The organism is Litchfieldella qijiaojingensis, from assembly GCF_014651875.1.
In the GTDB taxonomy this organism is placed as follows: Bacteria; Pseudomonadota; Gammaproteobacteria; order Pseudomonadales; family Halomonadaceae; genus Litchfieldella; species Litchfieldella qijiaojingensis.
The window spans coordinates 19,393-35,624 of the sequence record NZ_BMXS01000029.1; the positions used below are offsets into that span (position 1 = coordinate 19,393).

At 58.6% G+C, this 16,232-nt stretch carries 11 protein-coding genes and 4 pseudogenes; 6 read left to right on the forward strand and 9 right to left on the reverse strand.

What is annotated here, in order from left to right:
* Positions 1 to 533: 533 nt before the first annotated feature.
* The 6 genes and pseudogenes from IE093_RS19730 to IE093_RS19755 form a co-directional block, all read right to left on the reverse strand.
* Positions 534 to 713, reverse strand: a pseudogene (locus IE093_RS19730) (GMP synthase (glutamine-hydrolyzing)); the annotation flags it as partial.
* A 141-nt stretch (positions 714 to 854) separates the two neighbouring features.
* Complete coding sequence (locus tag IE093_RS19735) at positions 855 to 2,231, reverse strand: hypothetical protein (RefSeq protein ID WP_229803779.1); 1,377 nt, start codon at positions 2,229 to 2,231, stop codon at positions 855 to 857.
* Positions 2,232 to 2,233: 2 nt separating this feature from the next.
* Positions 2,234 to 2,935: a potassium channel family protein gene (locus IE093_RS19740; protein WP_189472246.1), complete on the reverse strand. Its 702-nt coding sequence runs from the start codon at positions 2,933 to 2,935 to the stop codon at positions 2,234 to 2,236.
* A gap of 205 nt (positions 2,936 to 3,140) precedes the next feature.
* The gene (locus tag IE093_RS19745; protein WP_189472248.1) at positions 3,141 to 3,485 is read right to left on the reverse strand and encodes a hypothetical protein; all 345 of its coding nucleotides are present in this window, start codon (positions 3,483 to 3,485) and stop codon (positions 3,141 to 3,143) included.
* 294 nt (positions 3,486 to 3,779) lie between these two features.
* Positions 3,780 to 4,184, reverse strand: a pseudogene (locus tag IE093_RS19750) (GMP synthase (glutamine-hydrolyzing)); the annotation flags it as partial.
* A 152-nt stretch (positions 4,185 to 4,336) separates the two neighbouring features.
* Positions 4,337 to 4,450: pseudogene (locus IE093_RS19755) on the reverse strand (transposase); the annotation flags it as partial.
* A 118-nt stretch (positions 4,451 to 4,568) separates the two neighbouring features.
* Here IE093_RS19755 and IE093_RS19760 point away from each other — a divergent pair.
* Positions 4,569 to 4,727, forward strand: coding sequence for a hypothetical protein (locus IE093_RS19760; protein ID WP_189472250.1), 159 nt, complete (start codon positions 4,569 to 4,571; stop codon positions 4,725 to 4,727).
* 149 nt (positions 4,728 to 4,876) lie between these two features.
* Positions 4,877 to 5,512: pseudogene (locus tag IE093_RS22530) on the forward strand (epoxide hydrolase family protein); the annotation flags it as partial.
* Between the two features lie 962 nt (positions 5,513 to 6,474).
* Here IE093_RS22530 and IE093_RS19770 read toward each other — a convergent pair.
* Positions 6,475 to 7,620 carry an RNA-guided endonuclease InsQ/TnpB family protein gene (locus tag IE093_RS19770; protein WP_189472252.1) on the reverse strand — a complete coding sequence of 382 codons (1,146 nt, stop codon included), beginning with the start codon at positions 7,618 to 7,620 and terminating at the stop codon, positions 6,475 to 6,477.
* Between the two features lie 129 nt (positions 7,621 to 7,749).
* Here IE093_RS19770 and IE093_RS19775 point away from each other — a divergent pair, with 129 nt between their 5' ends.
* From IE093_RS19775 to IE093_RS19790, 4 genes are all read left to right on the forward strand, one after another.
* The gene (locus tag IE093_RS19775; protein ID WP_189472254.1) at positions 7,750 to 8,115 is read left to right on the forward strand and encodes a hypothetical protein; all 366 of its coding nucleotides are present in this window, start codon (positions 7,750 to 7,752) and stop codon (positions 8,113 to 8,115) included.
* The gene (locus IE093_RS19780) at positions 8,116 to 8,292 is read left to right on the forward strand and encodes a DUF1289 domain-containing protein (protein ID WP_189472256.1); all 177 of its coding nucleotides are present in this window, start codon (positions 8,116 to 8,118) and stop codon (positions 8,290 to 8,292) included. It begins immediately after the preceding gene.
* A 269-nt stretch (positions 8,293 to 8,561) separates the two neighbouring features.
* A complete protein-coding gene (locus IE093_RS19785; RefSeq protein ID WP_229803781.1) occupies positions 8,562 to 8,798 on the forward strand; it encodes a type II toxin-antitoxin system Y4mF family antitoxin in 237 nt (78 codons plus the stop codon).
* A complete protein-coding gene (locus IE093_RS19790; RefSeq protein WP_189472260.1) occupies positions 8,788 to 10,053 on the forward strand; it encodes a type II toxin-antitoxin system HipA family toxin in 1,266 nt (421 codons plus the stop codon). The genes IE093_RS19785 and IE093_RS19790 overlap by 11 nt, the downstream gene beginning before the upstream one ends.
* A 248-nt stretch (positions 10,054 to 10,301) precedes the next feature.
* On the opposite strand, the gene IE093_RS19795 is transcribed toward IE093_RS19790, so the two are convergent.
* Together IE093_RS19795 and guaA are read right to left on the reverse strand one after the other, a co-directional pair.
* Positions 10,302 to 14,402, reverse strand: a complete 4,101-nt coding sequence (locus tag IE093_RS19795) for a HigA family addiction module antitoxin (protein ID WP_189472262.1) — start codon at positions 14,400 to 14,402, stop codon at positions 10,302 to 10,304.
* Between the two features lie 201 nt (positions 14,403 to 14,603).
* A complete protein-coding gene (gene guaA, locus IE093_RS19800) occupies positions 14,604 to 16,181 on the reverse strand; it encodes a glutamine-hydrolyzing GMP synthase (RefSeq protein WP_189472264.1) in 1,578 nt (525 codons plus the stop codon).
* Positions 16,182 to 16,232 lie beyond the last annotated feature (51 nt).

Below are 16,232 nucleotides of genomic sequence, written 5' to 3' on the forward strand. Positions count from 1 at the left end.
AGGCCTGCGGCCTGTCCTAATCGGTACAGCGACACAAAGGGAGACGCCACACAGTTGCGGAGTCAGACCCACCTATCATGTCTGTGTGGCGAGATCACATACTCTACTACCTACAGGACAATATGGCCTTGACCTGGTAGCGTGTAGCTGTCGGGTCCCAGATAATTGATTGAACAAACCTATCTCTACTGAATTGGAAAGCATTCAGCTTGAGAGAAATAAGAATAATTCTTGCGCCTAACGGCACCACTCCCACAGAGAAATCGAAACATCGAACCATGCCCTCCTATGAGGAAGACGGCTGATTTGGCAAGAAAGATGGGCACGCTACCGCCCGGGGATGACATCATTTCCCTGCGACCCTTCTCATCTGCGTGTTCTTTTCTTCTTATCGGCAGCCGTCTAAGCGGCCTTAAGACTAAGTAAAGCGATCCTTGTAACGGATTGCAATGAAAAAGCCTGCCGAGAGGGCAGGCTTTCGTATGAGGTGGATGATGCTCTGTAGCTAGGCGTTGTTCGCTAGCCCTACACCATCACTCCCACTCGATCGTTGCGGTCGGCTTGCTGCTGACGTCGTAGGTCACACGGGAAACGCCTTCCAGCTCGTTGATGATGCGGTTGGAGACGGTTTCCAGCAGCTCGTACGGCAGGTGGGCCCAGCGTGCGGTCATTAAGTCGATGGTTTCCACAGCGCGCAGGGCGATGACCCACTTGGCATGACAGCGAAACGCCTCAAACGGACTAGCCAGAAACCCTTTCTCGCACATCATTTGTGCTTTCTACAAAACTCATCAGCAAGCTCCACTACAACAAAGCAAACCATTCCACGGGCATATATTTCCGCCGTTCTTTATTTATTCCGCAGCGTCCAACTGATTCTCAGCCTCTACCGCAACGACTTCAACCTCTGGCTCATCATATGATCCGTAATCCACCGGGTCGCGACGCTGAAGCTTGGGCGGTGGCGCCACCCAGGCCCGCAGTCGCTGGCCTACCTGCTGGTAGAAATGCGGAACGGCCTTTTCCAGTTCCTCGATAAAGATCTTGTTGCCCGAGAAACGATGGGCCAGATCTGCCATGTAGAAGACCTCGAAAGCACTGGGCACCACATTGGTTGAAGGTGTATCCAGTGCCTCCGCATCGCCCAAGACTTGTGAAAGCGGTGCCTGGGACTCTTCAGCCCGTCCCGGGCGGATGGCCTTGACGAACATGCTGTCCGGCTCCGCCTTGGTCAACTGACGTGACAGCCAATTGACACGTGCTGTACTACGCTTTTTGTCTTGTGGTGCGCCAAGACGCATTGAGCAGACAATGGTTCTCTTTGTCAGATCGGCAACAACCTCTAGGTCAGTGGCCGCATCCGGCACCTCAAGACAACAAGTGAGCTTCTTGTCCTTTGCCAGGACATCACAATCATCCTTCAGGCGCTGCACGGGGTCGGTACGATGTGCCTTGGGCAGCTTCAACTTCACTGGACGGCCCAGCTTGCGGCTCATCACCAGGCACAGGTCGCGTTGCTCCTGATGCCAGCTTGAGACGGTGTTCTCAACCTCTTCAGTGTTCTTGCCGAGCACAGCACCGCTCTTCACTTTGCTGACAACCTCTTTCCACTCCCGATTCATGCTGTCGAATCGGGAGATACCGCTGGACTCATGCCCAAGGTAGCGCAGCACCTCTTCAAGCAAAAATTTCTGATCTGGGGACTCGATCTCACCGGATTCCAGCAGCAAGGTGGCTTGCGTCACCGCATACATCCACGACCAGTGGTACAGCTCAACGCCCTTGAGCAGGGTCTTCGAGACCTTCACCGGGTGGTGTGATGGCATGGCAACGAACTGATTAGTAATGGTGATGACAGCATCGATCTTGTTCTTCTTGGCCTGCTGCAAGTAATGCTTCAGTTGCTCTTCACCAATTTCGGCATTACCGATCTTGGCTTCGATCAGTGCCGACCACTGCTTACGCCCGGTGTGTAGCACGATCAATCCATCGGGGCGATCACTCTTGGGTGCCTCCGGTTCGGCTTCCAGTGCTACCTCGGTCCAGGCATCCAGCGTGGCTCGGTTCCCCACTCTCAGCCCGAGTGACCCCAGCATTGTCTGCCTAAATTCATGCACACCCCGCAAGGCGGCAAGGAGCACGGATGCAGCACGCTGCTCCCGGTTGGTATCCGTGACCACGGGAATCAACCTGGCCACCTCGCCTCGCTTGGCGTAATCGGGTAGTTCCATCGTCATTCTCCCTGTTTCTTATCGTTGTCGTTATTCTGAAAGGCATCGCTGAAGGCAGCGGCCAGAATCCCCGTCGGCATGGCGATAATGCCAATCCCAGCAACCGCAGTAATGCCCGCAAATAGCTTGCCTAGCGCCGTAATCGGCGTCACATCACCATAGCCCACCGTTGTCAGGGTCGCGATGCTCCACCACAACGCCCTGAGCACGCTACCGAACGCCTCGGGCTGATGAGCTGCCTCGACGGCATACAGGCAAGCCGCAGAAAACAGTAACAATAACCCGGCCACGCCTATGCTGATCACCAGCTCATGGACCCGCGCCGTCAGGGCCTCCGCCAATGCCGCCCACGCCCGACTGAAACGCCCCAGCCGCGACAAGCGTAACAATCGGAGTATCCGAAACAGCCTCAGCAGGAAGGCATTGTTATGAGCGATAAAGCCGAGAAAGAACGGCAGGATGGCGATCAGGTCGACAAGCGCCCACCAAGTGAAGACGTAGCGAACTCGTCCCACTATCCCGCTGTATCGAGGGTCTTCCCCTGCCGCATAAAGCCGTGCCAGGTACTCGATGGAGAAAACAGCCACGAAGAACGCTTCCAGCCCGCCGAAGGTCAGCGGATAGGCATCTCGAATGGTTGGTTCCGTCTCAACAATAGCGATAAAGGACGCAGCGAGAATCAGCACGCATACCAGCTTATTCATCGGTGACAAGCCGTGAGTATGCCAGCCTTCCGGAGCGAGTTGGTGGTAGAGGTAACGCCTTATCAAAGTCAATACCCTTCTTGGCAGACGCCCCTCAAAAATAACGCACAGAGTTCTTAACACCACTTCTTATTAATTTAACAACCTGCCCACCTGACATCAAATAGACTCGATTATAAAGCATTTAAACTAATACCAGATAAAACTATTCAAAGCCTACTAGATTTATGTAAGACACGCCTTTTAAGCCCATGTGCGATTCCGTATGCGCCGATTCGACATAAGCATTTTCAACCCCACACCCACATATCTTCCCTATATTATTTTTTATTGCTCCATTAATACTGTGATCAAAGCTGAACGCACTACTTCCTTCAACTACGCATATTTCTTTTTCCATCCCACTTTCTAGCGCCTTCGATCTCGTTTGATACACCTTTACTTCACAGTTTCCACTTTTATAAGTTGCGACATCGCCAATCATACGAACGGAGCCTGTTGCACACCCCATTAAAAACAAAAACACTAATATTGGCACTGACTTATACATACCAACATCCCCCTCAGATAACTATCGCCCATAAACCAATCTCCTACAGAAGAGCGGCTGATTTGGCAGGGGGCTCGGGCTCGGGCACGCTACCGCCCGGGGATGACATCCTTTCCCTGCGACCGTCCTTGTCCGCATGTTCTATTCTTCTTATCGGCAGCCATCTCTGCGGCTTTAACTCCTGAGTAAATTTGGGATGTAACAGATTTCAATGAAAAAGCCTGCCGAGGAGGCAGGCTTTGGTATGAGGCGGGTGATGTGATGGGGCAAGGCGTTGCTACTAGCCCTGCCCTTTCACTCCCACTCGATCGTCGCGGGCGGCTTGCTCGAGACATCGTAGGTGACGCGGGAGACACCTTCCAGCTCGTTGATGATGCGATTGGAGACGGTTTCCAGCAGTTCGTACGGCAGGTGGGCCCAACGGGCGGTCATGAAGTCGATGGTTTCCACGGCGCGCAGGGCGATGACCCATTCGTAGCGGCGGCCGTCGCCGACCACGCCGACCGATTTCACCGGCAGGAACACGGCGAAGGCCTGGCTGGTCTTGTGGTACCAGTCGGCCTTGTGCAGTTCTTCGATGAAGATGGCGTCGGCTTCGCGCAGGATGTCGGCGTATTCCTTCTTCACTTCGCCGAGGATGCGCACGCCCAGGCCCGGCCCCGGGAAGGGGTGGCGGTAGACCATGCTGTAGGGCAGGCCGCCTCGCCGCCGCCATTGCAATTCTCAGAGCCGAGTACCGCTTGCGCGTGCCCGTGGAGCGACTGGCGACGGAAGCCGGCATGAGCCTCACCTCGTTTCACAAGTACTTCAAGCACATGACTACGCTGACGCCCGGGCAATACCACAAGCGGTTGCGTCTGGTTCTTTGGCAGCCCCTTGTAGCGAACCATCCGGTGGCCGAAGAGGTCCTTGATGACATGAAACGGGTGCTCCACCTTGGCGCGGATGCTGGCCTTGGCCTTCTCGATCGCCAGCAGCAGCGTTTGCATGGGCCTGCCTCTGCATGGAGGGAAGTGTCTCGACAGGCGCTGTGACCCCGTGATATGCATCCAGTGTGCTTGCTACAGCAGCGGGGTGACAGTCATGGCCTTCCATAACCCGGATCCGAAAATGCGTGAAATCGAGCAGCGCAATGCCCGGTTGCGCGCCGGATTCTTTGCCAAGCTGTTTGGCGGTGCCTGGCGTGGATTTCGCAAGGCCTTGTCACGCCCTCGATTCCGGCGCCGTCGTCGTCAACCTTGAGGCTGTTCCTCTGCGACTGTCTGGCAGATTCCTTCCTACCAGGCTCGCAGAAGGGCCCAAGCCGGTTTCAACGATGACTAGGGAGGTCTCATGCCCACACATTGGTTCGTCACCGACGCTGCGGCAGCTCACTCCGACGGGGGCATCTCATGAATCGTCTAACCAGCGACGTGCAAGCATTTGAAGCCCACGCAACTGATGCTGACCTCGACGATCTGCGCGCGCGATTGGCCGCGGCGCGGCTACCGGAGGCCGAGACGGTCTATCGCGCCGCGCCCGACCCTCGCCGATGGGAACAGGGTGTTCCTCTCGCCGACCTCGTCGATGTCGTGGACTACTGGCGCACCGAGTATGATTGGCGGTCGTTCGAGGTGCGCCTTAACCGTATCGGCCAGTTCCGCACGACTATTGATTGTCTCGGAATCCACTTCCTGCACCGCCGATCCGCGCGCGCCGATGCCACTCCTCTGATCTTGACGCACGGCTGGCCAGGCAGCATTGCTGAGTTCGTTGATGTAGTAGACGAACTGGCAGATCCGAAAGATCCAGATGCGCCAGCATTCCACGTCGTGGTCCCGTCGTTGCCGGGCTTTGGCTACAGCGACAAGCCGGCCACCACCGGGTGGGGAACCGGAAAGATCGCGGCCGCATGGGTGGAACTGATGGGAAGGCTCGGCTACAGCAAGTTCGCAGCCCACGGCGGCGACTGGGGAGGTGTAATCACCACTGTCCTCGGCGGCAGGTTCCCGGCACACGTTCTCGGCATCCATACAACGTTGGCGCAGGCACCGCCCGGGTTGACAATGGACGGGCTGACGGCGGCCGAGCGCAAATGGGCCGAGGACACCCGTGATTTCTGGCTCCACCGCGCGGCGTACGCGAAGCAGCAGGCGACCCGACCGCAAACCATCGGCTATTCGCTTGTCGACTCACCAGTCGGGCTTCTGGCCTGGATTCTCGACAAGTTCGCTGAGTGGACAGATACCGAAGATAGCCCGTTCGAGACGATTTCCCGAGACAGAATTCTTGACGACGTCACCCTGTACTGGCTGACGCGAACCGGCGCATCGTCGGCCCGCATTTACTACGAAAGCCACGGCGGTGTTAACTCGCTCGACCCCGAACTTCGGGTCGATGTCCCGTCAGCAATCAGTATATACCCCCGCGATATCGAGAAGTGTCCGCGCCCCTGGGCACAGGAGCGGTACCGACAGATCGTCCGATGGAGGACGCCCGAAAGCGGGGGCATTTTCCGTCGCTGGAGGTTCCCGAGTATTTCGTCAAGGACCTGCAAGAAGGCCTCGCGGCAGTGCTGGCCGCTAATCGGTGAACGCGGCTGGGTGCCGTATTCGAATTCCGGAACCTGGCCAGCTACATCGCCAGGAGCCTGCTCGAAACCGGAGGCGTCAGACCACGCCTACACCCTCGACTGTTAAGAGCCGGTTTACCTTATGTCTTCAGCATTTCCTTAACAGTCACGATAATTACCGAGCGGTAATTATTCCGTTGCGAGACACCAGAATCGCGCCTAGAATTACCGATCGGTAATCACACGCGTATCGAAGTGCACGAGGGAATGGCGCTGAGCCTGGCCGGCGCACCTGGAGTGGGATTCCTGAGCAGGGGCGATGAAGGACGCTTCGTGCAGATCGCAGTGGATAGCTTCGCGGGATTGCTTCCCGTGACAGGCTAAACGTTTTGGAGACTCATTGACTGCTCCCCTCCCTGAAGGAAGGGGATTCCCAATTCACCGAGAACCGGACATGGAGACTTGCCCCATGCCGCTTACCTTCTCTCCAAGGGCTAACACCGCCAGCCCGGCGGCTTTGATATTGACCGCGGCGTTCACGTCGCGGTCGTGGTCAGTGGCGCAACCTGGGCAGGTCCACGTTCGGACATGCAGCGGCATCTCATCCATCACATGCCCGCAGCCGGAGCAGCGTTTACTGGACGGGTACCACGGGTCGATGGCGACTAGCTGGCGCCCCGCCCATACCGCTTTGTACTCGAGCTGCCGGACGAACTCGCCCCAGCCGGCATCGCTGATCGACTTGGCAAGGGTCGGGTTGCGCAGCATGTTCTTCATCCTCAGGGACTCGACGCAGATCACTTGGTTCTCGTTGACGATCTGGCGGGACAACTTGTGCAAGTTGTCCATCCGGCAATCGGAGATCCTGGCGTGAAGGCGCGCCACTTTCTGTCGGGCCTTGGCACGGTTCTTCGAGCCGAGCTTCTTCTTGCTCAGCCGACGCTGTGCCTTGGCAAGACGGGTCGCGTATTTCGCCGTATGGCGGGGATTGCCGATTCGATGTCCGTCGCTGGTGACGAACAGGTCTTTCAAGCCGAGATCGATGCCCACCATTTTCGGGATCACGGGCAGCGTCTCGGGATCGAACTCGCACAGGCAGCTGACGAAGTAGCGACCTGCCGAGTCCTTGGACACGGTCACGGTCGTCGGCTCGCCGGGAAGCTCCCGACTCCAGCGAACCGCCAGAGGCTCCTTGCACTTGGCGAGGAACAGTCGTCCGTCTCGATATGTGAACGCCGAGCGGGTGAACTCCGCCGACTGGCGGTGCCGCTTGCTCTTGAAGCGAGGGTAACGGGCGCATCCTGCAAAGAAGTTCTTGAAGGCGGTTTGCTGATGGCGAAGACACTGTTGAAGCGGAACCGAGCTGACTTCGTTGAGGAATGCCGTCTCGTCGGCCTTCTTCATCCGCGACAGGTGGGCATTGGCCGCCGTGTAGCCGATCTTTTCGTTGTGCTCGTAGAAGGCATCGATGCGATAGCGAAGCACCGCGTTGTAGACGAAACGCACACAGCCGAACGTCCGGGCCAGCAGCAGCGCCTGCTCGGGCGTCGGGTAGAAGCGGTACTTGTAGGCGCGTTTCATCATGACGTGCAGCATAGAACATTAACTGTATAGATAGCCAGCAAAGAACGGAGGCAGCGAGAACAGGGGCGCCTGACGGCGCCGCGCTATCCCTCCTCGCACTCGAAGTACGAGGTATCTCGCGCAAAACTGATGATTGCCAAGCGAGAACGCGGCAAGATGGAGCGACGACTGGTCGCTTCGCTGACACATGCCTGCGAGCAGGCCAAGCTCCTACTGCCCGGTTTTTGCTGGCTGACCCACCGTGTCGATTATCAGCGCTTTCCCGAAAGCCTGGTGGTCACCTGGATATTCGACACCCACCCCAACCTGGCGAATGCACTCAAGGGCGATGCCCGACGATGCATCGTTGACCTGACTGCCGAGGCATTGGCCGAGGCCGGCCTCGATGTCGGCGACGTCTCGCGGCATCTCGATTTCGACAGCGAAGAAGCGTTTCAGCGGGAGCACGGCGGCGACTGGCAACGTCGGCTACGCTCCAAGCCAACGAGGCATTGAATGGCGAAAAAGATCGAAAGCCCGTGTGTCTCGGTTTGCCAGCTAAAGGGAGGCCTGTGCACCGGCTGTGGCCGCACAGAGGAAGAGATACGTCGGTGGAAATCCATGAAGCGGCCCGAAAAAATGAAAACGGTGAAACGCGCCGATGAGCGCTTGAAGAAAATCCCGCCTGATTGATGTGCACTTAGAGGAAGCGCGCCCGCCTGGGCGAAGCGCCCGAGGCCGAAGCGCTCTTGCTGGAGTTGCAGACCAGTGACGATACTCTAAAGGAGCCGATGCCGGAGACGAGTTACCGAACGGTAATTTTTCTCGCTTATCTAGCCCTGACCGACTCTTTGATTACCGATCGGTAATTATTCCTTTGCGGATCGCTAGTACCGTGCCTAGAATTACCGAACGGTAATTACATTCAGGTTCCCATGCCTACAAACGACTCCCCTGCCCCCTTGGCTATACCCGTTCGCCACAGCGAAGACCTCGGCAAGCTGGTGCGCCAGCTGCGCACCGAGCAGGGCCTGTTGCAAATCGACCTGGCTGGACTCGCCGGCACCGGCAACCGCTTCATTGTCGACCTGGAGAGAGGCAAGCCCACCCTGCAACTTCAAAAGGTGTTGGACGTGCTGGACCTGATGGGGCTCGAGGTAGTCGTGCGGCGCAAGGGTGGCATTCGTCATGGCGAGTGATAACGCCCTGGAGGTTTACCACGGCGACGAATATGTTGGCCGACTGTACGACGCTCAACCGCTGCGCTTCGAGTATGCCTCCGAATGGCTGGAACACCCCGAAGCCGTGAGTCTCTCGCCCTCGCTGACGCTCACACAGCGCGTTCACGTTGGCGATGAGGTTCTGGCCTACTTCGAGAATCTGCTGCCGGAAGGCGATCTGCGCCACCATCTGGAGCTTCGCCATCACACCAGTACCGTCTTCGGGCTGCTGAAGGCCATCGGCGGAGACACGGCCAGTGGCTTCACCCTGCTGCCACCGGGCGAGTCACCGGCTCCGCCGCACTATCGCCCCATCAGTTGGGAGGCGCTGGCGGAACACCTGCGACACCGGGAACGAGGTCCCCTGCTCTCGCAACAGGGTGAGGAAGCACGCATCTCACTGGCCGGAGCTCAGGACAAGCTATTACTGATGGTGCTGAAAGACGGGAGTCCCGCCATACCGGAAGGGTCGGCACCTTCCAGCCATATCCTCAAGCCGGACATTCAGGGCCTGAGAGGCGTATGGGGCTCCGCCATCAACGAGACCTTCTGCATGCAACTGGCCGCCAAGCTCGGGCTCGAGGTCGCCGGGGCCAGCTACCAGCCCGAAACACGCGCTTGCCTAGTGCGCCGCTACGACCGCGTGCCCGACGAACAGGGCGGACTGCGACGCCTGCACCAGCTCGACTTCTGCCAGCTTGCTGGTACGCCTTCGCTGATCAAATACGAAAGCGACGGTGGCCCCGGCCTGGCGCGCTGTCGCGAACTCCTGCAGCAGGTCGGCACGCCGGCCAAGGACTTGCAGCGGCTAATCGGCTGGTTCTTCTTCAATCTGCTGATCGGCAACAATGACAGCCACGCCAAGAACCTCGCCATCCTCTATACCGACGAAGGGCCCCGGTTGGCGCCGTTCTACGACCTGATGAGCACGACGCTCTACAGCGGGCTCTCGCGCCGCTTCGCGTTTCGGATCGCCGGGGAAGACCGCCCTGGCAGCATCGAGCGCTCGCACCTTGAATCCCTGGCCAGGGTGATGCGGTTCCAGCCACGCTACTTCCTACGCCAAGGACTCGAACTTGCCGAGCGCATGCCTGCCGCTATAGATACCGTTCTCGATATCTTGAGCCCCGAGGCCCATCAAGGCACCGAACAAATACTGCTGGAGAGGCTGCAGCAGCGCATCCTGAGCAATTGCCGGAAGCTGCCTGAGCGGTGGACAGTTGGGGTAGGTTGACATCACTGACGGAAAGCGCCAGGCAAAACTCCGGGACCAGGCCATGGCGACCGTCGTCTCTCAAAAAAGCCTGCCCATTGCGGGCAGGCTTTTATAAAAGACAGGGCAGCTATATTCCCCTCACTCCCACTCTATCATCAACTAAACAAAATTGTTGTTTTAAATCAGAAAATTGAAAAACGGCGATCATACGATACCACAAAAAATACCATGACAAGCTAGTCCCGATGAGGGTACGCTTCTTCTCCTTAATGCCTCAACCTCCGTCGTATCCCGGCCTCGGTGTCCTGTTGCTCAGCTTCCCGCTCATACGTTTTGACCATCGACATCAGAAGCGAAGACGAGACGAAGGGATGTGTGAACTGCAAGGCGTCGGCCCAGTTGCGATACTTGTCCGCGAGTTCCCGTTCCTGACCACCTCCTTCACCGCACCAATGAACGCCGCGCGCGTTGTAGAGACCCGTATGGGCGCCGCTGGTGACATCCTCGGACTGCAAGTCCTCCATAACATCGCGAACAACTTCGTTCGGCCACACGCCATCCTCGCCAGCTGGTGCGTTGGAGAGAAGCTTGCCAAGGCACACGTCCGCGATTGCCGCGCGGTCGAGTTCGGCGCAAGACTTCCTTACCGTTGCAACCCATTCCGCGAGCTTTTCGCGCTGTTCCTCTTCGGTCGCCTTGTCCTGACCGGGGATGCGCTCAATGGCTTCAAGCAGGCGGTACCCACGCTTTGCCAGATGCTCGCGGCCTTCGGTAACGCGAAACTCGGGAGGATCTTCGCCACGGTCTTTACGCTTGTAGGTCCACACGATCGCCTGCACGAACAGCTCAGGATGTTCCTCGATGTAGCGCTCGAGGTTTGGAATCTGATGCCGGTCTTCACCCCGGAAAGAGCGCGCCAGAACGTCTAGGTACGCGAACTCCAGCCCGGCCTTTTCCTCTGAAGAGACGTCCGGGTTGCGATTGAGCAGTTGGAAGGCACGCTGCACGTCGTAGTCGTGCAGTTGGTACTCGCCAGGCTTGTCGTTTCCGCCCTTGGCCATGGCAGATAGCATCTGCACAAGGAGGGGCGGGCGTATTTCTTCGAGTTTGAAATGCACCGAGGCAAAGGCTGCCCGAGGTCGTTCGACTGCAAGCAGGCGGCGAACGCTTTCATTGTTATCCTCGGGAGAGTCGAATACGTACTGCGGAACCACTTCGCTCCAGTATCGAGCGCGCACTTCCGCCGAGGGTTGGTCCACAAGCTCCCACGTCGAAGCCCGGTAAGGCGAGAGAAGCAAAAGATGGAGTGCTTCCTCTTCGGTGATCTTGCTCCGCAGGCTCGCATAGATCGCCCCCCGCCGATCGCTGCCCAACGCCCAGAGCGCCCCGGCAACGATGCCGTCGCGGCCCGCGTCATTCCGTGCCGGACGCAGGCATTGCAGGATCATGTCCTCAATCTGCTCGTCGGTGAGGATGCCGGACACTACGTGCGCCCCGATCTGGCGCTGAGAACTTCCTTTTTCAGCGAGCGCGAGAATGCCGGGCATACCTCGCTCTCGCACAATGTCCGTCAGGGCTTCGACGCGGAGCTTTTCGATGCGTCGCTCACGCGCCTGGAAGTCCATCTCGTCTTCGGCGAGCTCGTCCGCAGACTCCTCAACCCAGCCCTGACGAAACAGCCACTCATGCTTGTTCACGATGTCCTTGGGCTGCATCGCGGCATAGACCGCCTTGGCTTTATTGGTCAGGCTTGCCTGCCCTTCTTCATCGGCCTTCTTACGACCCCGGCGAGAGAGGACGGTCACACGGATTTTCTCGCGTATCTTCGCAATATCCTCATCAGGAGCGCCCGCATTGTGCCACTCGCCGATGATCTCCCAGACACGCTCCTGATCCTCGGGCGCGAGTCCATGCAGCCTTGAGACAAGGTCACACGACATCTCAACGGTGTAGGACGGCCTGCTAAGCGCGATCTTCACCATCTCCCTGACAAATGCGCGGATCGGTCCCCATGTCTTGAAGGGCTCCCCGAAGCCGTAGCCGTCGGGACGCCACTTCGGCTTGTGGCTGTAGTCGCCGACGCGGTTCCCGTAATCGCCGAACTGCTGGAGACAAACCTTCCAGCCGATAGCCGGGTGCTTCTCCAGCAGCATGCGGATCGCCTTCAAGCGCGTCTCGTGATCCGCTGCCGTCTGGGGCATCCATGCACGAAAGATGGCCCCCAGTGATTCGATGGGCTTGTTCGCCCAGTTATCGTTGATCTCTACCTCAGAAAGCTGGCCCAGAATCTTCACGACACGGGGAAAGGTCGACGGATTCCACGCAAGCCCTTCGAGTGCCCAAAGCAATCCGGTACGCGGGCACGAACCAAAGAATCCGGTATCGACAGGTCTCAGCAAGCCTATCACCTCGGACTTCTCTGCGCGCAGATCACGCTCGATGATATCGAGGAACTCGCCAGGAGCGGCTTCTGCATAAAGCGGAAGGTCGCGCTCATTCGCCTCCAGCTTCCTAGTCTTAATAGGCTCAAGAAGATCACGCACGAGTTTCGCGGCTTCAAGTTCGCCATCGAAACCAAGGTGCTTGCCGAAGAGGTTCTTGCCGTACACGGCCAGCAACACCAGAGTCTCGGAGATGCCTTCACGCACCGCCCCGGAGAACTCGCGCTGTTTGCCATGTATGGCCGCCGCCCAACGATCTTTCTCGGGAAGGTCGAGGGCCGGGTCATCTTCGCCCAGAACGCTCCTCGCGACGTCGAGAAAGCGGTTGAGATCAGCCTTGGTGATCGCGCCCGCGATTGCGAAGAGGGAATCGATTTTTGAAATCACCCCCCGGTATCCACCAATCGACCAAACCGGAGAGTCGTTGAGCCGCAACAACTCCAGAATGCGTTTTTCCAGAACCTCGAAAGGTGCGTCTTCCGCCAGACGAGACAGGACGGTTCGATCCGCCTCGTTCTGGGCGTCCCATGCGCCGACAAGCACAAGCGGAATAAGCCCGGATGCCGTTTCAGGGTCGTCAGCCCAAACGGGTGTATGGATTGCCGGAATGTTCGAGAGTTGGCGCCGAAGGACCGTCAACGAACGACCCGAGGCGTTGGTCAGCCTCACTATGTCATCGCGGGATTTGCCCATCGCTTCAAGCGCCTTAGTGAACGACTCGTATCCAAGGGGCTCCAACACGACATCGGGCCCCGCGCTGGTGGCGTTGCGGGGATAGACAACGATGGTTCGCAGCGATGCGCTGTAGGGTCCAAACTCGCGTTCCACTTCCCGCGTGTGAGCGACCGCAACGATATCGGTGGTGCCCTGGGCGAGTTTCGGCAGCACGCCTGGCTGGTCAAACACCAGCACCCGGTCCCTATGCTGCTCAAGCTCGGGAGTAGCTAGAACTTGACCGAGGAAAGCAAGTGCTTCTTCGACGGAGTCGGCCGCGATCACTAGAGGATCCGAGCCGCCCTTCGCTAGGAAGGATTTGATCCTGCCGTCCCACACCTCGTTCGCTGTAGCGAAGAGGGAAGGGTGAAGGGCCGGGTCCGCCACATTTGCCCAATCATCCCAGCAGCGTTCCAGCGTTCTGACGCCGCTAGAGGGACGGTCCGTCTGGTTCGCAAACCATGTCTGCGCCGCGAGTGATTGCTCCATCCACTGTTCAAGATCACTGGCGTCGTAAGCGCGAATATCTTTCCAGAGCTTCTTCGCCTTCATTGCGGTGATCCAAGCTGTCTTGCCCGGCCACCGCCGAGGAGTGACAAAGACGAAGGTGATATTTGCCCGGTCCGGGCTCTTGGTTGCCCTCACGCTCTTTGCAAAATCACCGTCCGCCTTGCCCTTGATGTCCGCTGTGACACCGAACTCCCACCCGGAGACGCCGGAAGGTATCCAAGGCGTGCCGGAATTGGCCTCGATGAAGCCGTCCCAGCCGGGACGCTCGGCATCGTCGTTGCCGGGGAAGTCCACCTTCTGAAGATCGTGACCCGTCGAGTGAACGAGCGTTCGCAGCAGGACCGAGAGCTTCGTGCGTGCAAGAATTGTTGTTGTGAACCAATTTACGAGGTCGTTGGCCTGGACGCTCATGAACGGGGTCACGTAAGCGCGCGCCTTCTGAGCTGCACCCCTCGCTTTCCCAGCTTGCGCGTCATACGCGGTTTGCAAGTCGAGGATGGTCTTGGCGGAAATCCCGAAAGCACGTTCGAGACGTGCCGCCATATCGGGCGTTGCCGATACTTTTCCATTCAGGAAGTTCGATACGCCGGGGCGACTGACGCCGATCAGCTTCGCCACCTCTGTGACGGTGAGCTTGCGGGGATTAAGAACATTTTCTCGGACATAGAAGCCCGGATGAACAGGAGACGATTCACTAGTCATGCACCGAGCATACACAAGTGTAATGTGTAATGCAGCACATTACACTACTCGACTCTTGCCTTACTGAAATATCCAGAAACCACCGTTTGATGAACATGTAGGATCAAGACAGTGCCAGACAGAATTACAAAAAAGCCCGCAATTACGCGGGCCTAGAGTGTGTTTCTTGCCTGTGGGTGCCAGGTCGTGCTAGACGTGTAATTACTCCCACTCGATCGTCGCGGGCGGCTTGCTGCTGACGTCGTAGGTCACGCGGGAGACGCCTTCCAGCTCGTTGATGATGCGGTTGGAGACGGTTTCCAGCAGTTCGTACGGCAGGTGGGCCCAGCGGGCGGTCATGAAGTCGATGGTCTCCACGGCGCGCAGGGCGATGACCCATTCGTAACGGCGGCCGTCGCCGACTACGCCGACCGATTTCACCGGCAGGAACACGGCGAAGGCTTGGCTGGTCTTGTGGTACCAGTCGGCCTTGTGCAGTTCTTCGATGAAGATGGCGTCGGCTTCGCGCAGGATGTCGGCGTATTCCTTCTTCACTTCGCCGAGGATGCGTACGCCCAGACCCGGCCCGGGGAAGGGGTGGCGGTAGACCATGTCGTAGGGCAGGCCGAGTTCGAGGCCGAGGCGACGCACTTCGTCCTTGAACAGTTCGCGCAGCGGTTCGACCAGCTTGAGCTTCATGGTCTCGGGCAGGCCGCCGACATTGTGGTGCGACTTGATCACGTGGGCCTTGCCGGTCTTGCTGGCGGCGGATTCGATCACGTCGGGGTAGATGGTGCCCTGGGCCAGGAACTCGACGCCCTCGATCTTGCTAGCCTCGTCGTCGAACACATCGATGAAGGTGTTGCCGATGATCTTGCGCTTGGCCTCGGGGTCGTTCTCGCCTTCGAGCTTGGAGAGGAACAGTTCCTCGGCGTCGACGCGGATCACCTTGACACCCATGTGGCGGGCGAAGGTTTCCATCACGTGGTCGCCTTCATCCTTGCGCAGCAGGCCGTTGTCGACGAACACGCAGGTGAGCTGGTCGCCGATCGCCTTGTGCAGCAGCGCCGCGACCACCGAGGAGTCGACACCGCCGGAGAGGCCGAGCAGCACGTGGCGGTCGCCGACCTGGTCACGCACGCGGGCGATCTGGTCCTCGATGATCTGCGCCGGGGTCCACAGTCGTTCGGCCTGGCAGATATCCAGCACGAAGTGCTCGAGAATGCGCTGGCCTTGCAGGGTGTGGGTAACCTCGGGGTGGAACTGCACGCCGTAGAACTGCTTCTCTTCCCAGGCCATGGCGGCGATCGGGCAGCTCGGGGTGGAGGCGATCACGGTGAAGGTGTCGGGTACCTGGGCGACCTTGTCGCCGTGGCTCATCCACACGTCGAGCAGCGCCTTGTCGGTCTCGTAGTCGACGTGGTCCTTTATGTCCTTGAACAGCGCGGTCTCGGCGTCGATGCGCACCTGGGCGTAGCCGAACTCGCGCTTCTTGGAACCCTCCACGGCGCCACCGAGCTGCTCGGCCATGGTCTGCATGCCGTAGCAGATGCCCAGCACCGGCAGGCCCATCTCGAACACGCACTGCGGGGCGCGTGGCGAATCCAGTTCGGTGACGGACTCCGGCCCACCGGCAAGGATGATGCCGTTGGGGTTGTACTCGCGGATCTCCTCCTCGGTGATATCGAAGGCGCGGATCTCGGAGTAGACACCGATCTCGCGCACCCGGCGCGCGATGAGCTGGGTGTACTGGGAGCCGAAGTCGAGGATCAGGATCTTATGGGCGTGAATGTCGGTCATGAAGGGGCCACCGGCGGTTGCAATGCAAGCAGCTGTGAGAGGTGTCACGAG